This is a genomic window from Bacillus clarus (genome assembly GCF_000746925.1).
Classification (GTDB): domain Bacteria; phylum Bacillota; class Bacilli; order Bacillales; family Bacillaceae_G; genus Bacillus_A; species Bacillus_A clarus.
Map to the genome: position 1 here is coordinate 829,313 of NZ_JMQC01000008.1, position 21,702 is coordinate 851,014.

Here is a 21,702-nt window from a genome sequence, read left to right on the forward strand (position 1 = left end):
CTTTCTATTCGAAACAAGTTTTACACTATACATATTTATGTCAAAAAATATAGACATGAACATCTTACATTTGTCTATATTCCTTGACAGTTCATAAACTACAATCTCATTCCTTTTATAGAGGAATATTGTTCTTTTAAAATATACACACTGATTCTCTATACTCATTCCTATCCTTTAGACTTCTTTTTATTTTTATAAAATATTGGCACACTCTTTGCTTTATTCAATGATATGAAAAGGAGGAATTAGCGTGACTTTAAGAATTAACAACATTCAAAAACAATTACAAAAATATGAGATTGACGGATTGCTTATTACAAAAAAAGAAAACCGCCAGTATACAACTGGCTTTACAGGTAGCGCTGGAGTTACCTTAATCTCTGGTACTAAAGCTGTCTTTATTACCGATTTCCGCTATGTAGATCAAGCAAAAAATGAAATAAAAGAAGCTGAAATCGTTATGCACAAAGGGAATATAGAGCAAGAAATTGCTAATCAAGTAGTTAGATTAAACATAAAAAAATTAGGACTCGAAGAAAACAACATGACTTTGCAACAATATAAGAAATTACAAAAATATGTAAAGGCTGAAATGATACCCGTTTGTGAAATTATCGAAAACATTCGCACTATAAAAGATGAGTCCGAAATAGAAACAATAAAAATTGCAGCTAATATTGCTGACGAAGCATTCCACCATATACTACAGTTTCTAAAACCAGGAATCTGCGAAACTGATGTCCGCGATGAATTAGAGTTTTTCATGCGAAAAAAAGGGGCTACATCATCATCATTTCAAATTATTGTAGCTTCTGGTGTACGCTCTTCTCTTCCTCACGGCGTTGCGACAAATAAAATGATTGAGCAAGGGGATATCGTTACATTAGATTTCGGCGCACTTTACAATGGATATTGTTCTGATCTCACACGTACTGTTGCAATTGGAGAACCATCAAAAGAATTTAAAAAAATATATAATATTGTTTTAGAGGCATTAAAACGAGGAACTGAAGCGATTAAACCTGGGGAAACTGCGAAAAGCATCGATGACATTACAAGAAACTACATTACAGAACATGGTTATGGTCAATATTTTGGACACTCTACAGGACACGGTCTTGGCTTAGAAATACATGAACCTCTTCGACTATCTCAAGAAAGCACAGCTACTCTACAAGAAGGTATGATTGTTACAGTTGAACCTGGTATTTATATTCCTAACTGGGGTGGTTGTAGAATTGAGGATGATATTATCATTACAAAAGACGGTCATGAAGTCATCACAAAAGCGAATAGAGAACTCATTATTATTTCATAACATCCTACATACTCCCCCTCTCCTTAATAGGAAATTTTCTCTTCATAGAGAATTTCTTCTCTGAAGCAATCGTTTAATGAGGGGGGCGTTTTACTTGAATTTTGTAATTGATAAGATAGATGGCTTAAACATAGAATTTTCAAAGATTGTTTCCATGATGAATTACGCTCGATTTACAACAATACAAGCGGTAGAAGGTTTAACAATTGAGGAACTTGATTATTTATACGATGACGAGGCGAATTCAATTGGCATGTTATTGTACCATATGGTCGCTATTGAAATTTACTACCAAATTCATACCTTTAAAGACCGCGAACCAACAGACACTGAACTAGAACATTGGTTACCTGGAGTTGAATTAGGCAATCTTGGGCGTCAAAAAATAAAAGGAAACTCTATAGACTACTATATAAATACATTACAAGAAGTCCGATCTAAAACAATTGAAACATTTCAGTCTTTACTGTTGCCTTGGAATAAAGTTTGATAAAAGTAGATTTACAAACCTTTATTTAACAGCGAATACAAAAACTCCATTTTGAAAAAAGTTTAATCAAAATGGAGGTACTCTTTTTAGTTACATATGAGATTTTTATAAAAAAGTTTAATCATTTTCTACCTTTAATCTTAAACAATAGTGCGCCCTTTTCTTGATGATTATAAAAAGCACTCGTTTATTTAGCAGAGATTAATCTTCCTTACTAATTTAATACATACATAATATTTTATTCTTTTAGCATCATGGCCGAGGGAAGCAACGGTTTAAAATCAATAGGTGAGGAAAGAGAAATTAGTGTAGTGGAGTTACCATATTTCATACTTTCATTTTCAAATAGTTCAAGTTCTTTTGTAGATTCAACTACTACTTTAATTAAGTAGTTATATTCCCCACTTATACGGTGACACTCTACCACTTGTTGTGTATTTTCACAATAATCAACAAAATTAAGACATTGTGTGGTTCGAAATAAAATAAAAGCTACTGTTGGCTTACCGATTTTATCATTTGATACAACAGTCCTGTAATTTGAGATGATTCCTTTTTCTTCTAATCTTTTTACTCTTTCAGTTACCGCCGGTTGAGATAAGCCTATAAGTTTACCAATAGAAGTCATTGACAATCGTGCATCTCCCTGCAAATGCATTAGTATATCTTTATCTACACTATCCATATAAATCACCCTTTTAAAATAAAGTTAGATTAACAAAAAAACCTTAATGTTAAAGGTTATATCCTCTTATTATATAATCCTATCATTAAAATGTATAATTTAACGTTATAAACTTAAATTATACATCGTTAATTTTTTCATCTTTTATAAATAAAAAGAAAAAGATGAAAATTAGTTAGAACTTATAATCGTTATTCTAATAATTCAAATGATTTATTATGTAAAATCAATGTTTATTTTATTAAAATTAAGTTGTTCTTTAAATTCATATAGGATGTGATGAACAAATGTTAACAACAGATAAAGACATCATAGGATTGAGTAAAAGGGTTGATGAAGTAATAAACAAAGCGATCGAAAACAACAAAATCGTTGGCACAGTGACTTTAATTAGCAAGAATGGTGACCTTATCTATAGGCGTGTTGCAGGCTACGCTGATCAGGAAGAAAAAACAAAAATGGACCAGGACTCGATCTTTCGCCTTGCATCTGTTACGAAACCAATTGTTTCTGCCGCAGCTTTAGTATTGGTCTCAAAAGAAATAATTGGTTTGGATGATCCAATTACTAAGTGGCTTCCAGAATTTCAGCCACAGTTAATGAACGGTGACAAACCTACCATTACTGTAAGGCACTTGCTTACCCACACGGCTGGGTTGACATATGGATTTTTAGAGCCTGAAGGAGGAGGAGCATATAAAAAGGCAAGGGTTTCAGATGGAATGAACCTTTCAGGAATCTCTTTAGAAGAAAATTTACAAAGACTTTCCACTGTCCCTTTATTATATGCTCCGGGTACGAATTGGGGTTATTCTATAGCAGTAGACGTGTTGGGTGCAGTTATCAGTAAAGCTTATGGAGATTCGTTGCAAACATTAATTAAAACTCTAATAACTGACCCATTAAAAATGGTGAATACATCATTTAATGTTATAGATAGGCAAAGAATAGTAACTCAATATCTAAGTAGTTCTCCTATTCCTAAAAGAATGGGTGATAAGGAAGTTGCTCAAGTATTTGAAGGAACCTCAGGCATCGTGTTTGAGCCTGCTCGTGCATTCGATACCAGTGCTTTCCCATCAGGAGGTTCTGGAATGAATGGTACTGCAGAAGATTTTCTGTATTTCCTTGAAGAGCTAAGGTCAGGGAATTCTTTATTACCAAATGATATAAAAAATGAAATGACCAAAATTCAAACTGGAAATTTACCATTAGTCGGCTGGCCTGGAAGAGGATTTGGTTTAGGATTTACTATATTGAAAGATCCTAAAGAAGCTAATACAAAAGAGTCCATTGGAACATGGAGATTAGGCGGAGCTTATGGACACTCATGGTTTGTTGACCCTATAGAGAAATTAACAGTAGTTTCATTTACAAATACTGCTTTTGAAGGAATGGATGGCCAATTTACTGTAGACTTAACCGATGCTATCTATGAGTGATATTAAATAAGTTTACTGGAAGAAAGGATGTTTTAATAAATTAAAAGGATAGTCAAACTTTGAGATGTTCCTATAAATTATAGGCACCTTTCTTAATAAAGAGGTGCCTACTTATATATTTACTGCCTTTTTATAGAAAATTATTTTATGTATTGGCTTATTAAATAAATATTAATATAAAAGAGGTGCTCTTCTTATGTATCAAGATGGAAGTTCAACTACACGAAGTGCTACAATTGCCTCTTCACCAGAACGTCTTCCATGGAACGGTTTGATCGCTCTGGCGATGGCCGGATTTATCTGTATACTCACAGAAACTATTCCTGCTGGGTTATTAATAGAGATTAGTAATGGACTAGGAGTTACTGAATCCCTTGCTGGTCAACTTGTTACTTCATATGCTCTTGGATCATTATTAGCTGCTATTCCTTTAACTACGGCAACTCAAGGATGGAGAAGAAAGCCTTTGCTGCTTCTATGTATCGTGGGATTTCTTTTATTTAATACTATTACTGCTTTTTCTTTTAATTATACTTTAACGTTAATAGCTCGCTTCTTTGCTGGAGTAACTGCAGGTGTTCTTTGGGGAATGACTGCCGGATATGCCCGTCTAATGGCATCGGAATCACTTAAAGGGAAGGCTATGGCGGTGGCGATGGTCGGAACCCCTCTTGCGCTTGCATTTGGTGTTCCTATTGGGACATTTCTTGGTTCCTTTTTGGGCTGGCGCTCTGTCTTCGGAATTATGTCACTTTCAACTTTATTATTAGTTATTTGGGTTATATGGAAACTTCCAGACTTCCCTGGACAATCTACGGAAAAACGCATACCTCTATTAAAGGTTTTGGTCACACCAGGGGTAAGATCAGTACTATTTGTTGTATTAGCTTGGGTACTTTCACATAACATTCTTTATACTTATATTGCACCTTACCTTGATTATTTAGGACTAACCCAAAAGATTGACATGATATTGCTTATATTTGGTATAGCAGCATTAGTTGGTATTTGGTTTATTGGAATATTAATTGACCATAAACTACGTTCGTTGGTTTTAATCAGCCTTGCTGGGTTCGGTTTGGCATCTGTAGCACTAGGTATTGGCATGAATCAAACTATTGTAATCTATCTTGCAGTTACACTATGGGGTCTTACATTTGGAGGAGCCGCAACACTTCTGCAAACTGCAATTGCAAATGCTGGTGGAGATGGTGCAGATGTTGCTCAATCAATGCTTGTAACAACTTGGAACTTAGCTATTGGGGGCGGAAGTGTGGTTGGAGCATTCCTTTTGGAAACCATTGGAGTACTTTCTTTCCCATGGGCAATGTTCTGTATATTGCTAGTTGCATATATTGTTGTATGGAAGACTAAAACAACTGGCTTTACTGAAAAACAGAAATAGAACAAATAGGAATTAAGCTCAAAAAAACACGCAATTGTAGTTTTGAAATAAAGTTTAATTAAAAGTATCTGAGAAATCCACGTTATGTGGTAAACAAAAAAAGAATCCGTTTTGAAAAAATTGTTCAAAATGGATTCTTTTCTTTTTGAATGAACATTCCATAATTATTTCAGTAATTATCGTAACTATTGCGAGTCTTACAATCATTTTTACTACTAATGACAAAGATGCAAAACAAGTGCTTTCAGAAATATTTTATTAGTTATTGTTTTGAGTAATATCTTTATACAACTTCTCAAATAATTCTAATGGAAGTGAAAACTTAGTTGTTTTGTCACTACGCCAATAAGTAACTATTTCTACTGTATCTCCGCTTTTCTTAACTTCTAACAGTGCATTTTCTCCCCTATCTCTTATAGAAACAAAACTTTTTTCGTCTTTCTTTTCTTTATGTTTGTAGTCATAATTTAAACTAAAATTGATCATAACTTATTTACAATTCTTTGATTGAAGAAATAAAGCATCGTATCTTTTTTAGAAACGTCGCAACTTTATTTCAAATCAACATTTACCATCTGAATGGTTATTTAAAACAACAGATTTTTGGTACGATAAACCTGCAAATAACTATTTCAAATGGTTTCACGTATTTGAAGATGAAATCAATCATCGCGGACAAATTCGATTAATTAAAAAGATGCAAAAAGCTCGCACTTTTTTATTATTCAGCAATTTCAGGTACACACCTATACTATATTTCTCTCACTTCAATCTACTTAACTATGATTTCCTATCCATTCACTCTTACGAATCTTATACCAATTATATTTTTCACCTTCAATTTCAATCGTAGTCACATATGGAAATCCACTTTTTTCAATAACCTTGTTAGAAGCAATGTTACGAACTAACGCTATCGTATTAAGAACCTCTACATTGGTTTTCTCAAATAAATAATCCATTAACCCTTTTGTAGCTCTTGTCGCATATCCTTTATTTCTATAATCATTCGAAATCGCATACATAACTTCCCTATTTGGAGATGGTAATTCTTCCTTAATCCCAGTACAACACCAACCGATAAACTCATTGTTCTCCTTTAAAAATACCCCTAATTTTAGAAATTCCTCTCCAATATTAGGAACACCATTTGCCGCCTTTAGAAATTCTTTATTAGCTGGTATTTCGTAATTTGTTACCCAATCTATTCGTTGCTCTTTCGTCGATTTCCAATCAGGAAGGAATTCAGAAACCTCAGGCTGTTTTGCGATCATATAAATCGCTTCGGCATCCTGAATCGTAAACTCTCTTAATAAAATATCACCGCAATCTATCGTAAATAAGTCTACCTGCTTATTGCCCTCTGTTTTATACTCACCTTTATTTAATTTCACGATTTTTCTCCCCTTCAAAAAGTACAATGTAAATGAGCATTTCCCCCTAAAATACACTCCAAAAACAGAAGTTTCATTACATGTTCTACATTGTACCTTTATAAACATTATTACTTATTTTATAGACGCGTTGGAAATTGTCGATATAAAAAATCCCCTTCTAACTATCTTTTGTTTTTCTGAATATTTTAACACCTATTTGCTACGATTACCATTACAGTACATGAAATTATATTTTTCCTTTTTTCTATATTCACATACTCCTTTCATACACTAAACTACACAAGTACCTAAAGGATGTGAGTTTTATGGGAGTTGTTACAACATCCGTTGCCTTTTTCTTCTTACGAAAAGAATTCCATACCGGCTTACCTATTCAGAAATCTACTCCATCAACTGAATCCTCTAAAACACTCACTTCATTATCACCTCGTGTAAAAAGATGGCTTGCCATTTGTATCCCTATCGTATATGCGATTGATATTCTTTGCACGATTCAGTTTCAATTACAAGGAAGCGATGCAACAGCACTTATTGGTGGTGGAACGTTAATCCCTTGGGCACTTATTCCTTCCGCAGCGATTGATAAAGTGGATCCATTTGAACTCGTACGTCGAAACTTTTTACCGGTCATCATCGGTTTAATTGTCACAACTATTGTGGCAATGTTTATTTTATAGCGCATCAAGACTATCCTTGTTTGCGATTTTTTTCATTTTATCAACTGTTGAAATATACTGATTTTTCAAAGGGGATTTCTCACCATTTGACGAAATTATTTTAGGAGAGCAATTATTTTTAAACGTTTGCAGGAAACATATTACTTCTACTAGAAAAGGGGACATAACTATGAATGAATTGATTTTCGTCTTATTAATTTGTCCATCACTTATCTTTATTGTTTCAATCATTGGAACCCGTAGAACGAGAACGTATTACGTAATGCCAATTGTAACGTTTGCGATTTTTCTTATAGTAGGTGTTATCACCTTTACTCCAAAATTTTTCTTTTGGGTCGGCATGTATAGTATATTCTCATTTATTATTTCTTATATGACTCTATTATTTGTGAAAGGGTATGAAGTTGCAGGAGGCAATAACTAATTATTAGTAAGAAGATTTTAGTATGATTTTCTTTACTATTGATGGCACTTTACTTGATTATGATGCTGCTGAAAAAAATGGTATAAAAAACGACCGCGTTTCCCCCCGCGGTCGTCTTTTTTCGTGTTACGCTGTGATCCAAGCCTCATCAGCTGGATTTTTACGCCACTCTTGTAATTTTTTCGTTTCAGCTTGTCCGATCATACCTTTTTCTGCTGCTACTTCTGTTAATGCGCTGTAGTCGCTTAAAGAATATGATACTACGTTTGCTGCTTCTAGTTTTTCTTTTCCTGCTTCAAGCTCGTATGTGAAGATTGATACGATTCCTAATACTTCACAACCAGCTTCACGAAGTGCTTCTACACATGTAATTGCACTACCGCCAGTTGAAATTAAATCTTCAACTACTACTACTTTTTGACCTTTTTCAGCTTTTCCTTCGATTTGGTTCCCTTTACCGTGACCTTTTGCTTTACTACGTACGTAGCACATTGGTAAATCCATACGATCGCTTACCCATGCAGCGTGCGCAATACCGGCAGTTGCTGTTCCTGCAATAACTTCTACAGTTGGGAAGTGCTCTTTAATTAACTCTTCTAATCCAGCTGCGATTGCTTGACGTACTTTTGGATAAGATAAAGTTAAACGATTATCACAATAAATTGGTGATTTCATACCAGAAGACCAAGTGAATGGATCATTCGGTTGTAAAAATACTGCTCCAATTTCTAATAAATGCGATGCGATTTCTTTTTTCATACTGTTACACCTTCCCACTGTTGTTTTACTGTTTTATACGCTTCAAGCGGATTTTCAGCTTTTGTAATACTACGTCCAACTACGATGTAGCTTGATCCAAGTTCCCTCGCACGTTTCGGTGTTGCTACGCGCACTTGGTCATTTACATCATCTGTTGCAAGACGAATCCCCGGTGTTACTGTTACAAATGCATCCCCGCATACTTCGCGTAATTTTGGTACTTCTAGCGTTGAACATACAACGCCATCAAGTCCACTTTCTTTCGTTAATTTTGCATAATGAGCAACCGCTTCTTCTAACGTTTTCTCAATACCAATCTCTTTTTTCATCATAGCTTCCGAAGTGCTTGTTAATTGTGTAACTGCAATGCAAATTGGTCTCTCTTTTCCTTCTTGCTTCCCTTCCTCTAATCCCTCAAGCGCAGCTTTCATCATACTGCTTCCCCCAGCAGCATGAACATTTACCATATCAACATCTAGACTAGCTAGGCTACGCATAGCGCTTTTTACTGTATTCGGAATATCATGAAGTTTTAAATCTAGAAAGATTTTATGTCCTTTTTCTTTTAAGTACGTAATAATTGCAGGGCCCTCTTTGTAAAATAACTCCATACCAACTTTGACAAATAACTCTTCCCCTTCAAAGTGGTGTAAAAATTGTTCTACTTCTTGTTTCCCTGGAAAATCTAGTGCAACAATTAACGACTGTGACATGTTTGCTTCCAGCTCCTTCCTTGACATTCCGAAATGTGATCAAATCCTAATTCATCTAATAATGCTGGTAACTCTTCAATAATTGTCGGACATACGAACGGATCAATGAAGTTCGCTGTACCAACTGCAACTGCGCTTGCGCCAGCGTATAAGAATTCAATTACATCTTCCGCTGTTTCAATACCACCCATTCCGATAATTGGAATGTTAACCGCTTGGCTTACTTCATGTACCATACGAATTGCTACTGGTTTAATCGCAGGACCTGATAATCCGCCTGTACGGTTTGCTAAAATCGGTTTAGCTGTTTTTAAATCTAGACGCATACCAAGCAATGTATTAATCATCGTTAAACCATCTGCACCTGCATTTTCAATCGCTTTTGCAATTTCCACAATGTTTGCCACATTCGGTGACAACTTCACATATACAGGCACTTCAGAAACCTCTTTTACTCGCTTCGTTAAATCAGCAGCAATTTCAGGATTCGTACCAAAGGCGATACCACCTGTTTTTACGTTTGGACAAGAAATATTTAATTCTAGTGCATGGACATTAGGCGCTTTAGAAATTTCCTTTGCAACCGCTACGTAATCCTCAGCTTGTGAGCCTGCAACGTTCGCAATAATCGGAAGGTCAAATTGTTCTAACCATGGTAATTCAGAATTCATTACTTTTTCTAAACCTGGATTTTGAAGTCCGATTGCATTTAACATGCCGCCCGGTGTTTCAGCAACACGAGGCGTCGGATTTCCATAGCGTGGTTGTTCTGTCGTCGCTTTAATCATGATTGATCCTAGTACACTTAAATCGTAAAACTGTGCATATTCACGACCAAATCCAAAGCATCCAGATGCCGGTATAATCGGATTTTTTAACGATAATCCTGGTAATTCAACTTGCAATCTGCTCATAGTACAACCTCCCCGATTGGAAATACTGGTCCGTCGCTACACACCTTCTTGTAAGAATGTCCGCTCGGATCTTCTTGTAAGTGGCATACACATGCGAAACAAGCTCCAATCCCACAACCCATACGTTCTTCTAATGAAATATAGGCTTTTTTCTCTTTGTAACGTCCTTCTAATGCACGAAGCATCGCTAACGGGCCACATGAATAAAGAATGTCAAAGTCGATTCCGTAATTATCAATTACATCTGTTACAAATCCCTTTGTACCGTGTGTACCGTCTACTGTTGCAACGTACGTATCACCAAGTTCTGCAAATTTTTCTTCATAGAAAACAACATCTTTCGTTTGAAAACCTAAGATGTGAATAACACGTACACCTTTTGCAACGAGGCGCTGTGATAATTCATAAAGTGGTGGTACACCAATTCCCCCGCCTACTAACAAAGCTGTTTGTCCAGCTTCCGCTTCTTCTACAGGAAAACCGTGTCCTAGTGGTCCTAGTACGTCTACCATCTCACCTTGTTTTCTAGTTGCTAATGTTTTTGTCCCTTGTCCTTCTGCACGATATAGCATTGTAAATTCATTCTTCTCTTGATCGACATTACAAATACTAATCGGGCGGCGCAGAAGGGGCGCAATGCCCTCTGCTACCTTAATGTGTACAAACTGCCCTGGTTCGTTCATTTGCTGTACTAGCGTTCCTTGAAGCACTAATTCGTAAATGTTTTTTGCGATTTCTTTTTGGTTAACGACGATCATATTTTGCTTTTGCATCATGCATGTACCACCTCGTGACGCTTCGTTTGCGTAATTTCTTTCATTGAATGAGCTGAGAATGTCATAGATTCTAATACTCGTAAGATTGCTCTCGTTGTATCAAGTGATGTTAAGCAAGCCACACCATTTTCTACTGATTCACGGCGAATACGGAAACCATCACGCGCTGGTTGTTTTCCTTTTGTTAATGTATTGATTACAAACTGTGCTTTTCCTTGACGGATAATATCAAGTAAGTTGTAGTCTTCAGAATCAATTTTGTTTACAACTTGCACTGGAATATTTTGCTCTGCTAACGATTGTGCTGTTCCAGCTGTTGCTAATAAGTTATAACCGATTTCATGGAAACGTTTTGCAATTTCCATTGCCTCTTCTTTATCTTTATCCGCTACAGTAATGATTACTGATCCGTGCGTCGGAATGTTAATTCCAGAAGCAACTAGCCCTTTGTATAATGCTTTTTCAAGCGTTAAGTCTTTCCCCATTACTTCCCCTGTCGATTTCATTTCAGGTCCTAACGTTGTATCAACTGAGCGTAGTTTCGCAAATGAGAATACTGGTGCTTTTACATACACTTCCTTCTCTTCTGGGTGATAGCCAGTTCCATATCCTTGTTCTACAAGGTTTTGACCTAAAATAACTTTCGTTGCAACATTCGCCATCGGTACGCCTGTAATTTTACTTAAGAATGGTACTGTACGGCTCGCACGTGGATTTACTTCAATTACATACACTTCATCTTTGAATACTACAAACTGGATATTTAGTAATCCAACAATGTTTAAACCTTTTCCAAGTGCAATTGTATGTTCAATAATTTGCTCTTTTAGTTTTTCAGATAAGCTTTGTGGTGGATATACTCCAATTGAATCCCCAGAGTGAACTCCAGCGCGTTCAATATGTTCCATAATACCTGGAATGAATACATTCTCGCCGTCTGAAATTGCATCTACTTCAATTTCTTTACCAACCATGTAACGGTCGATTAATACTGGGTGATCAGCGTGAACTTTAACTGCATTTTTCATGTAGTGCAGCAGTTCTTCTTGACGATATACGATTTCCATCGCACGTCCACCTAGTACGTAAGATGGTCTTACTAATACTGGGTAACCAATTTCTTCAGCGATTGCTACCGCTTGTTCTACAGTCGTTGCTGTTTTACCAACTGGTTGCGGGATACCAAGCTTTGTTAAAGCAGCTTCGAATTTATCACGATCTTCTGCACGGTCTAAATCTTCAAGTGATGTTCCTAAAATTTTCACACCGTGTTCTTCTAATTTCGCAGCTAAGTTAATTGCCGTTTGTCCACCGAACTGAACGATAACACCTTCTGGCTTCTCTAAATCGATGATGTGCATTACATCTTCAATCGTTAATGGTTCAAAGTATAATTTGTCAGAAATACTGAAGTCTGTTGAAACTGTTTCTGGGTTATTGTTAATGATAATTGCTTCATATCCAGCTTCTTTAATTGCCCATACAGAGTGAACTGTTGCATAGTCAAACTCAACACCTTGACCGATACGAATTGGACCAGATCCTAAAACTACTACACTCTTACGATCTGTTACAATTGATTCATTCTCGTCAGCATATGTGCTGTAGTAATATGGTGTTGCAGATTCAAACTCTGCCGCACAAGTATCTACCATTTTGAATACTGGCGTCATATTATTTTCTTTACGCATATCGTAAATTTCGCGCTCAGTTTTGTTCCAAGCAGCTGCAATATAGTGATCGCTGAAGCCCATTTCTTTCGCAGCTCGTAATACTTCCATATTTCCTACATTCGCTTTTACTTCACGTTCCATGTTTACGATGTTTTCAACTTTTTGTAAGAAGAAGAAGTCCATTTCACACCATGCGTTGATTTCTTCTTGTGTTACACCTTGACGAATTGCTTCTGCTACAATAAACAGTCGCTCATCATCTGCTTTAATAATGCGTTTTTTCATTGTTTCTTTATCAAGTTCTTTTAAGTGGTCTAATTCTAAGTGATAAATGCCAAGCTCTAAAGAACGAACCGCTTTTAATAATGATTCTTCTAAGTTACGTCCGATTGACATAACTTCACCAGTTGCTTTCATCTGTGTACCAAGCGTTCTGTTCGCTGATTCAAACTTATCAAATGGCCAACGTGGAATTTTTGAAACAACATAGTCTAATGCTGGCTCAAAGCAAGCATAAGTTTTTTGTGTTACTGGGTTTACGATTTCATCTAATGTTAAACCGACTGCAATTTTCGCTGCTAATTTCGCAATTGGATATCCAGTTGCTTTAGATGCAAGTGCAGATGAACGACTTACACGTGGGTTTACTTCGATTACATAGTATTGGAAGCTATATGGATCAAGTGCAAGCTGAACGTTACATCCACCTTCAATTCCTAATGCACGAATAATTCGTAATGAAGTGTTACGTAACATTTGATACTCACGATCACTTAGCGTTTGGCTCGGTGCTACAACGATAGAATCACCTGTATGAACACCAACTGGATCGATGTTTTCCATGTTACATACTACAATCGCGTTATCATTAGAATCACGCATTACTTCATATTCAATTTCCTTACAGCCAGCAATACTTTTCTCTAATAAACATTGTGTTACTGGACTATGTTTTAAACCACTTGTTACGATTTCAATTAACTCTTCTTCGTTATGGCAAATACCGCCGCCCGTTCCTCCTAATGTGAACGCTGGACGAACGATTACTGGATAACCAATTTCGTTTACAAATCCATATGCTTCATCAAGGTTATGAATAATTTCACTTGGTGGTGTTGGTTCATTTAAATCTTGCATTAATGTACGGAATAAATCACGATCTTCCGCTTGCTCGATTGCTGATAATTTTGTTCCTAAAATTTCAACTCCGCACTCGTCAAGTACGCCTGATTTTGCAAGTTCAACAGCCATGTTTAAACCTGTTTGACCACCTAATGTTGGTAAGATTGCATCTGGGCGTTCTTTACGAATAATACGGCTTACGAATTCTAATGTTAATGGCTCAATGTATACTTTATCTGCTGTGGCAGTATCCGTCATAATTGTTGCTGGGTTCGAGTTAACAAGGATTACTTTGTAACCTTCCTCTTTAAGAGATTGACAAGCTTGCGTACCAGAGTAGTCAAACTCCGCTGCTTGCCCAATTACAATTGGTCCTGATCCGATTACTAAAATTGTGTTAATGTCTAGGCGTTTTGGCATAACTCTTCCCCTTCTTTCTTGAAGTTTTCAATCATTGTTAAGAAATCTTCGAATAAATCATTTGCATCTTCTGGTCCTGCTGAAGCTTCTGGATGGTATTGTACTGTAAATGCTGGGAACTTCTTATGACGAAGACCTTCTACTGTTCCATCATTTAAAGCAACATGTGTAATTTCAAGATCTGTATTTTCAACTGACTCTTCTTCTACTGCGTATCCATGGTTTTGAGAAGTAATTGCTACTTTTCCAGTTGCAAGATTTTTTACTGGATGATTTAAACCACGGTGACCGAATTTCAATTTACTTGTATTCGCACCAGATGCTAGAGCGAATAATTGATGGCCAAGGCAAATCCCAAATAAAGGTACTTTTCCGATGATTTCTTTTAACATTTCAATTGCTTCTGGTACATCTTTTGGATCTCCAGGTCCATTACTTAACATAATTCCATCTGGGCTAAGACGTAAAATTTCTTCTGCTGTTGTATTGTAAGGTACAACAATTACATCGCAATCACGTTTATTTAATTCTCGTAAAATACCGTGTTTCATACCGAAGTCTACAAGTACAACACGATGGCCACGACCTGGACTTGGATATGGATCTTTCGTTGATACGCGTTTTACATGATCTGTAAAAACTGTCGCTTTTAATTGGCTAACGATGTACTCTACATCCGCATCCATGTTGCAAAGACGTCCACGTAATGTTCCATATTGACGAATTTTTCTCGTTAATTTTCTCGTATCAATTCCTGCTAATCCTGGGATGTTTCTTTCTTTTAAGTAATCATTTAACGAAATTTCATTACGGAAGTTTGATGGGTGATCACAAATTTCGTTTACGATTAAACCATTTACAGATGGGTGAATTGATTCGAAATCGTCACGGTTAATGCCGTAGTTTCCGATTAATGGGTACGTAAATGTTACAATTTGACCGCAATATGATGGATCAGATAATGTTTCTTGATATCCAGTCATCCCAGTTGTAAAAACAACCTCACCTGACTTTTCGATTTCTCCTCCGAAACCTTTTCCAATTAATACTGTTCCATCTTCTAAGATAAGTTGTCTTTTCATACTAATGCACTCTCCTTTTGCCATGCGATCTTACCACCAACGATTGTCATAACCGGCCAACCTTGGCATTTCCAACCTGCGAATGGTGTGTTTTTTCCTTTTGATAAGAATGTTGTTGGATCAATTTCTTCTTCTTGTTCTAAATCAATGATTGTAATATCAGCTGCTCTACCTTCTTTCAGGCGACCTGCTTCTAAGCCGAATGTATCTGCTGGCTTTTCTGTTAAGAATTGAATTAACTGTTCTAGTGTGATAATTCCTTTTTTCACAAGGTTTGTGTATAGAAGTGGGAATGCTGTTTCGAAACCAGTAATTCCGAATGGTGCTCTTTCAATTCCTTGTGCTTTCTCTTCCGCTGTATGCGGTGCATGGTCAGTTGCGATCATATCGATCGTTCCATCTAATAGCCCTTCAATTAACGCTGCATGATCTTCTTTCCCACGAAGCGGCGGATTCATTTTAAAGTTAGGATCAGCTGATGGGATATCATCTTCACATAACACTAAGTGATGCGGTGTTACTTCTGCTGTTACTTTAATTCCCGCGCGTTTCGCATCACGGATTACACGTACAGATCCTTTCGTACTTACGTGACATACGTGATAGTGACAATCTGCTGCTTCCGCAAGTAATATGTCCCGGGCAATATGTACGGATTCACATACTGATGGGATACCGTTTAATCCGTGTTTCTCAGAAAACTTCCCTTCATGTACACATCCTTTATTAATAAGCGTATTTTCTTCACAGTGTGCAACAACCGCCATATTTAATTTCGCTGCACGCTTCATAGCAGCTAGCATCATACTTGCATCTTGTACGCCTACTCCATCATCAGTAAAAGCAAATGCCCCAAGTTCTTTTAATGTTTCAAAGTCTGTCATTTCAGAACCTGCTTGACGTACTGTAATTGCTCCGTATGGTAATACATTTACGTGTGCTTTTTCTTTAATACGCTTTTGTAAATCTTCCATATGCTCTTTACAATCTGGTACAGGGCGCGTATTTGGCATTGCGCAAATTGTTGTAAATCCACCTTTTGCTGCTGCAAGCGTTCCTGTTTCAATTGTTTCTTTATGTTCACCACCTGGCTCACGAAGATGAACGTGTACATCTACTAACCCAGGTGCAATTAACTTTCCATTTACATCAATTACTTCAGCATTATCTGCCGTAATATTTTCTGATACCTTCGCAATTTTACCGTCTTGTACGAGAAGATCTGTTGCTACGATTTTTCCTTCTTCATTCATATAACGACCATTTTTAAACAAATAATTCATGTTTCATTCCTCCTAATACATTTGGTAAGGCGCGTTTTAGTACAGCCATTCTTACGTAAACTCCATTTTCCATCTGCTTAAATATGCGGGAACGCTCACACTCAACAAGTTCACTCGCAATTTCCACATCACGGTTTACAGGAGCTGGATGCATAATAATGCTTCCTTGTTTCATACGTTTTTCTCTTTCAATCGTTAATCCATGTTTTTCATGATACTCTTTCATAATGTCTGTTTCATAATGATCATGACGCTCATGCTGCACACGAAGTAACATCATCACATCAACTTCTGGAACAAGTTCATCTAAATCTTTGTACGTTCCAAATGTGTTTTCTTCATCTTTCCACTCTTCTGGGCTTGCAAAGTAAATCGTTGCCCCAAGTTTCGTTAATGTTTCAGCATTGGATCGCGCTACTCGGCTATGACGAACATCTCCAACTATTGCAATCTTCAAACCTTCAAATCTTCCAAACTCTTGTTTAATTGTTAGAAGATCGAGCAGACATTGCGTTGGATGATTTCCACATCCATCTCCAGCATTCAAAATTGGAATGTTTACTTGATCTTTCAGCTCATCAAAGTAACGATCTTGCTCATGGCGGATGACTACCGCTTTTGTTCCGACTGATTCTAGTGTTCTTATCGTGTCGTATAAAGTTTCTCCTTTTTGTACGCTAGATGAATCTGCTGAAAAGTTTAAAACGTCAAGTCCTAATCTCTTCTCAGCAACTTCGAAGCTAAACCTCGTTCTCGTGCTATTTTCAAAGAACAAGTTTGCTACAAATGTTTGCTCTGTCGTTTTGCTCTCTTTTCCATTCGCAAAATCTTCTGCGTCTTTTAGGATTTCTGAAATTTCTCGCTCCGATAATTCACTCATCGTTAACAAATGGTTCATCGTCATCCCTCATCTTTCTGATTTTTATGATAACACTTTTGTATTTATATAACAATAACTGCATAAAAATACCCTAGCCGTGTGAGACTAGGGTGCAAGAAAGAAGCCACCCTTTCCGGTCTCACAGGACTGAATTAAAAGGTTGTTTTTATGAAGCAATCTGCTTAGATTGTTTTGTTTGTTTTGTTTCTGGTAGTAGTAGATTTAACAGTACGCCTACAATTGCTGCTAGTGCCATTCCTTCTACTTGGAACGATTCTCCTACGTGAAGTACCGCTCCACCAATGCCGATTACTAGTATAACTGATGCAATCATTAAGTTTCGTTTGTCACTTAAGTCTGTTTTTTCATCTACCATCATGCGTAAACCGCTTGATGCGATTACACCGAATAGTAAGATTGATACACCACCCATAACCGGTGTCGGTATGGAGTGAATCAGTGCAGAAATCTTACCGATAAACCCGAACATGATTGCGAATACTGCTGAACCGATGAATAAGTATACACTGTATGCTCTCGTAATTGCTAGTACACCAATATTCTCACCGTATGTTGTATTCGGTGGTCCACCGATTAATGATGCAATTAATGTTGCTACCCCATCACCGAAGATTGAACGATGTAAACCTGGCTTTTCAATTAAATCTCTTTTAATAACATTTCCCAGTACAATTTGATGTCCAATATGTTCTGATATTGTTACAAGTGCAACTGGTACCATTAAAAGTACAATCTTCCATGAAAACTCCGGAGTGTATGTTACAAACGGTACTGTGAAGTCTGGTACGTCAAACCATTTTGCCTCAGCTACCGGCTTTAAATCCACTAGCCCTTGAAAGTAGGCGAAGATATATCCGCCGATGATTCCAAGTAACACTGGTATGATACTGAAAAATCCTCTTCCAAATATGGAGCAAATGATTGTAATTGCTAATGTTACTAATGCTACTGAAAAGTGTGTAATGCTATACTTACCATCCGCACCGTTCATCGCCATGTTCACTGCTGTATGTGCTAAAGCTAAACCGATTACCATTACAACCGGTCCAACTACGATTGGAGGAAGTAATTTCATAATCCACTCTGATCCAGATTTCTTAATTCCGAGTGAGATTAAAATGTACACAAGCCCTGCTAGCAAACCACCAAGCATTGCTGCTCCAGGTCCACCTGCTGTTTTTGCTGTAATAATTGGTGCAATAAAGGCGAATGATGATCCTAAATATGCTGGTACTTGACCTTTCGTTATAAGAAGAAACGCTAGCGTTCCTAATCCACTTGATATTAACGCTACTGACGGATTCAATCCTGTTAAAAACGGAACAAGCACTGTTGATCCAAACATCGCGAACAAATGTTGTATACTTAAAAATAACCATTTTCCCGGTTTCGGTATTTCATTAACGTCTAACACTGGCTTTTGTTCCATTGTTACATCCTCCTTCAGTTTAAATCTTTGCAATAAAAAACTCTTTGTGCCTATGCACAAAGAGTCCTATACTTTCGTATGCCAAATTTGACATATAAAAGCCAAGACCCTTTGGCAGCCTCACAGGACTACATTTAAAAGGGCTTTACTTATCGTATATGCTTACTCGATCTTGTTGATCTGTCTCTTGCAAATCAACTTCGATACGCTCTTCACTTGATGTTGGAATGTTCTTTCCTACATAATCAGCGCGAATTGGTAATTCACGATGTCCTCTATCAACAAGAACAGCCAGTTGGATTTGCGATGGTCTACCTAAATCCATAAGAGCATCCATTGCTGCTCGAACTGTTCTTCCTGTATATAATACATCATCCACAAGGATAACTTTTTTCTTCGTAATATCTACAGGGATATCAGAACCTTTTACAAGTGGTTCTTTATTTTTCGATTGTAGTGTTAAATCATCACGATATAACGTAATATCTAACTCTCCTACTTCCATCTCTTTTCCTTCAATTTGACCAATTCGTTCTGCCAAACGTTGTGCAATAAAAATTCCACGTGTTTTAATTCCGACAAGAACACAATTATCGACACCTTTATTTCGTTCCACGATTTCATGACTAATTCGTGTTAAAGCGCGGCGAATCATTTGGTCATCTAAAACGATAGCTTTCTCTTGCATGCTCTACACCTCCAAGCTTTTTTCTTGCGTGAGAGGAATGGTATAAAAAAAGTCCTCTCAGCGTGTGCGAGAGGACTTTTGAAAAAAGGGTACAGCATACCCTAAGTATTTCAAACCGTTACCTTCTCAACCTCACGGGGCTGTGTTAAAGGATCATTATTTAACTGTTGCCAGTATCTCAGTTTTCTTATGATTTGTCAATACTATTTCCGTAAAATATTTAGTGCTTCTTCAAACACTTCTGGAATCGGTGCCTCAAACTCAATATATTCACCAGTACGAGGGTGTTCAAAACCTAAAATACCTGCATGAAGTGCTTGCCCATTCATATCTAATGTTTTCTTTGGACCATACTTTGGATCCCCTGCAAGTGGATAACCAATATATTTCATATGAACACGAATTTGGTGCGTACGTCCCGTTTCTAAGCGACATTCTACAAGTGTGAAGTCCTTAAAGCGCTCTAACACTTGGAAGTGCGTAACAGCGTTCTTACCATTTTCATCAACTGTCATACTTTGACGTTCTTTCTTATCGCGACCAATTGGCGCATCAATTGTCCCTTTATCATGTGGAATTACACCGTGTACAATCGCTTTATAACGTCTCGTTACCGTTTTGGCTACAAGTTGATTTACAAGTGATTCGTGCGCCATATCATTTTTAGCAACCATTAATAATCCAGATGTATCTTTATCAATACGATGTACAATACCAGGACGCATTACACCGTTAATACCTGATAAATCTGTACAATGATGCATAAGTCCGTTTACAAGCGTACCGCTTGTATGCCCTGGGGCTGGATGTACAACCATACCACGCGGCTTATTTACAACAAGCACATCTGCATCTTCATAATAAATTTCTAAATTCATATCTTCTGGTTGAATATCTAACTCTTCTGGTTCTGGAATTGTTACTGTAATTTCATCATTTACTCTTACTTTATAATTCCCTTTTACCGCTTTCTCATTTACTGTCACAACGCCATCTTTTATCCATTGTTGCACTTGTGTACGTGACCATTCATTGTTGACACCTGCAACGAATTTATCGATTCGCTCGTTTTTTTGTTCTTCTGCAACTGTTACTTGTACTACTTCACTCATTCAATTACTCCTTCATTTTCTTTCCTTCTAATAATGTTTGAATAATAATTAGTACAACTCCAATACATAAAGCTGAATCAGCTATATTGAATACCGGATAGTTGTACGAAAAAATATACACGTGAATGAAATCCACCACTTCTTGTCTAAATACACGATCAATAAAATTGCCAATTGCTCCGCCTAAAATAAGACCTAATGAAACCCCTAGAAGTTTGTCCGTTTTTGCATATCTTTTCATATAAAATACGATAAATCCTACAAAAACAACTGTAATAATGTAGAAGAACCACATTTTATTTTCTAAAATGCCCCAGGCAGCTCCTCTGTTCCGATGTGATGTTATGTATAATACATTATCGATAATCGGGATACTTGTACCTAATTCCATGTTTTTTACAATTAACCATTTCGATATTTGATCGATGGCAATGACAAATAACGCTATTAAATAATATATCATTTTCATTTCCCCCACAAAGACAGTGTACCTCAAAATTTTAGCATAGCTGTTATCTTTTCACAATGTACCTTTATAGAAGAATAAAATAAAATGATAAAAGGTAATATAATATCGTTGTGCGTATTCATACATTTACCCTTTCGTATAAGAATTCCTTAATTGTACGAGCTGTTGGCATCATTTTCATTTGTTTCACAGAAATGTATTCTCCTGTTTCCTCACAAATACCATACATATCAATTTCCATTTTAAACAATGCACGTTCTACATCTTTTAAATCTTCTCTTATATCATGTAAAAACAACTTCTTTTTTGCATCTTCCTTCATTTCATATCCGAATTCTTGTCCGAATTCCACATGATATATGTGCATTGCTTCCTTTGCCAATCGCTCTTGTAATTCTTTTTTCATCAATTGTAATTCCTCTTTTATTTCCATATAAATTTCATTCACGTGTACATTCCTCCCGGCTGCAATGTACAGTTAGTGTGTCCGAAATTCCCACGCTTACCTCACACACATTTT

At 36.7% G+C, this 21,702-nt stretch carries 20 protein-coding genes and 3 pseudogenes; 7 read left to right on the top strand and 16 right to left on the bottom strand.

Annotation, left to right across the window (positions count from 1 at the left end):
• Positions 1-253: 253 nt before the first annotated feature.
• Together DJ93_RS04895 and DJ93_RS04900 are read left to right on the top strand one after the other, a co-directional pair.
• A complete protein-coding gene (locus tag DJ93_RS04895) occupies positions 254-1,321 on the top strand; it encodes a M24 family metallopeptidase (RefSeq protein ID WP_042979452.1) in 1,068 nt (355 codons plus the stop codon).
• Between the two features lie 94 nt (positions 1,322-1,415).
• Positions 1,416-1,799, top strand: a pseudogene (locus tag DJ93_RS04900) (mycothiol transferase); the annotation flags it as partial.
• A gap of 250 nt (positions 1,800-2,049) precedes the next feature.
• Here DJ93_RS04900 and DJ93_RS04905 read toward each other — a convergent pair.
• Positions 2,050-2,496 carry an Lrp/AsnC family transcriptional regulator gene (locus DJ93_RS04905; protein ID WP_042979453.1) on the bottom strand — a complete coding sequence of 149 codons (447 nt, stop codon included), beginning with the start codon at positions 2,494-2,496 and terminating at the stop codon, positions 2,050-2,052.
• Positions 2,497-2,783: 287 nt separating this feature from the next.
• On the opposite strand from DJ93_RS04905, the gene DJ93_RS04910 reads away from it, so the two are divergent.
• The gene (locus DJ93_RS04910; RefSeq protein ID WP_042979454.1) at positions 2,784-3,938 is read left to right on the top strand and encodes a serine hydrolase domain-containing protein; all 1,155 of its coding nucleotides are present in this window, start codon (positions 2,784-2,786) and stop codon (positions 3,936-3,938) included.
• A 196-nt stretch (positions 3,939-4,134) separates the two neighbouring features.
• Positions 4,135-5,343, top strand: a complete 1,209-nt coding sequence (locus DJ93_RS04915) for an MFS transporter (RefSeq protein ID WP_042979455.1) — start codon at positions 4,135-4,137, stop codon at positions 5,341-5,343.
• 258 nt (positions 5,344-5,601) lie between these two features.
• On the opposite strand, the gene DJ93_RS04920 is transcribed toward DJ93_RS04915, so the two are convergent.
• Complete coding sequence (locus tag DJ93_RS04920) at positions 5,602-5,829, bottom strand: hypothetical protein (protein ID WP_042979456.1); 228 nt, start codon at positions 5,827-5,829, stop codon at positions 5,602-5,604.
• Positions 5,830-5,905: 76 nt separating this feature from the next.
• On the opposite strand from DJ93_RS04920, the pseudogene DJ93_RS33655 reads away from it, so the two are divergent.
• Positions 5,906-6,196, top strand: a pseudogene (locus tag DJ93_RS33655) (hypothetical protein); the annotation flags it as partial.
• Here DJ93_RS33655 and DJ93_RS04930 read toward each other — a convergent pair.
• Positions 6,120-6,737 (bottom strand): GNAT family N-acetyltransferase, encoded by a 618-nt coding sequence (locus tag DJ93_RS04930; RefSeq protein ID WP_052109540.1) that lies wholly within the window; start codon positions 6,735-6,737, stop codon positions 6,120-6,122. The pseudogene DJ93_RS33655 and the gene DJ93_RS04930 sit on opposite strands and share 77 nt — an antisense overlap.
• 299 nt (positions 6,738-7,036) lie before the next feature.
• Here DJ93_RS04930 and DJ93_RS04935 point away from each other — a divergent pair.
• Positions 7,037-7,417: pseudogene (locus DJ93_RS04935) on the top strand (hypothetical protein); the annotation flags it as partial.
• 169 nt (positions 7,418-7,586) lie between these two features.
• A complete protein-coding gene (locus tag DJ93_RS04940) occupies positions 7,587-7,841 on the top strand; it encodes a YbeF family protein (protein WP_042979458.1) in 255 nt (84 codons plus the stop codon).
• A gap of 126 nt (positions 7,842-7,967) precedes the next feature.
• Here DJ93_RS04940 and pyrE read toward each other — a convergent pair whose 3' ends face one another.
• From pyrE to DJ93_RS05005, 13 genes are all read right to left on the bottom strand, one after another.
• Entirely contained in the window at positions 7,968-8,600 is a 633-nt protein-coding gene (gene pyrE / locus DJ93_RS04945) for an orotate phosphoribosyltransferase (protein ID WP_042979459.1), read from the bottom strand.
• Entirely contained in the window at positions 8,597-9,313 is a 717-nt protein-coding gene (pyrF, locus tag DJ93_RS04950) for an orotidine-5'-phosphate decarboxylase (protein ID WP_042979461.1), read from the bottom strand. Before pyrF ends, pyrE begins: the two co-directional genes overlap by 4 nt.
• On the bottom strand, positions 9,298-10,227 hold the full coding sequence (pyrD, locus tag DJ93_RS04955) for a dihydroorotate oxidase B catalytic subunit (RefSeq protein ID WP_042979462.1): 930 nt from the start codon (positions 10,225-10,227) through the stop codon (positions 9,298-9,300). Before pyrD ends, pyrF begins: the two co-directional genes overlap by 16 nt.
• The gene (gene pyrK / locus DJ93_RS04960) at positions 10,224-11,003 is read right to left on the bottom strand and encodes a dihydroorotate oxidase B electron transfer subunit (protein ID WP_000983359.1); all 780 of its coding nucleotides are present in this window, start codon (positions 11,001-11,003) and stop codon (positions 10,224-10,226) included. The genes pyrD and pyrK overlap by 4 nt, the downstream gene beginning before the upstream one ends.
• Positions 11,000-14,218, bottom strand: a complete 3,219-nt coding sequence (carB, locus tag DJ93_RS04965; RefSeq protein WP_042979463.1) for a carbamoyl-phosphate synthase large subunit — start codon at positions 14,216-14,218, stop codon at positions 11,000-11,002. Before carB ends, pyrK begins: the two co-directional genes overlap by 4 nt.
• Complete coding sequence (locus DJ93_RS04970) at positions 14,203-15,300, bottom strand: carbamoyl phosphate synthase small subunit (protein ID WP_042979464.1); 1,098 nt, start codon at positions 15,298-15,300, stop codon at positions 14,203-14,205. The genes carB and DJ93_RS04970 overlap by 16 nt, the downstream gene beginning before the upstream one ends.
• Positions 15,297-16,583 carry a dihydroorotase gene (gene pyrC, locus DJ93_RS04975; RefSeq protein ID WP_042979465.1) on the bottom strand — a complete coding sequence of 429 codons (1,287 nt, stop codon included), beginning with the start codon at positions 16,581-16,583 and terminating at the stop codon, positions 15,297-15,299. The genes DJ93_RS04970 and pyrC overlap by 4 nt, the downstream gene beginning before the upstream one ends.
• Complete coding sequence (gene pyrB / locus DJ93_RS04980) at positions 16,567-17,481, bottom strand: aspartate carbamoyltransferase (protein WP_042979466.1); 915 nt, start codon at positions 17,479-17,481, stop codon at positions 16,567-16,569. The genes pyrC and pyrB overlap by 17 nt, the downstream gene beginning before the upstream one ends.
• Before the next feature lie 148 nt (positions 17,482-17,629).
• A complete protein-coding gene (gene uraA / locus DJ93_RS04985; protein WP_042979467.1) occupies positions 17,630-18,913 on the bottom strand; it encodes a uracil permease in 1,284 nt (427 codons plus the stop codon).
• 145 nt (positions 18,914-19,058) lie between these two features.
• Positions 19,059-19,601 carry a bifunctional pyrimidine operon transcriptional regulator/uracil phosphoribosyltransferase gene (gene pyrR, locus DJ93_RS04990; protein WP_042979468.1) on the bottom strand — a complete coding sequence of 181 codons (543 nt, stop codon included), beginning with the start codon at positions 19,599-19,601 and terminating at the stop codon, positions 19,059-19,061.
• Between the two features lie 203 nt (positions 19,602-19,804).
• Positions 19,805-20,713, bottom strand: coding sequence for an RluA family pseudouridine synthase (locus DJ93_RS04995; protein ID WP_042979469.1), 909 nt, complete (start codon positions 20,711-20,713; stop codon positions 19,805-19,807).
• A 4-nt stretch (positions 20,714-20,717) separates the two neighbouring features.
• Positions 20,718-21,176 (bottom strand): lipoprotein signal peptidase LspA, encoded by a 459-nt coding sequence (lspA, locus tag DJ93_RS05000; RefSeq protein ID WP_042979470.1) that lies wholly within the window; start codon positions 21,174-21,176, stop codon positions 20,718-20,720.
• 124 nt (positions 21,177-21,300) lie between these two features.
• Complete coding sequence (locus DJ93_RS05005; protein WP_042979471.1) at positions 21,301-21,630, bottom strand: TraR/DksA family transcriptional regulator; 330 nt, start codon at positions 21,628-21,630, stop codon at positions 21,301-21,303.
• Positions 21,631-21,702: the final 72 nt, after the last annotated feature.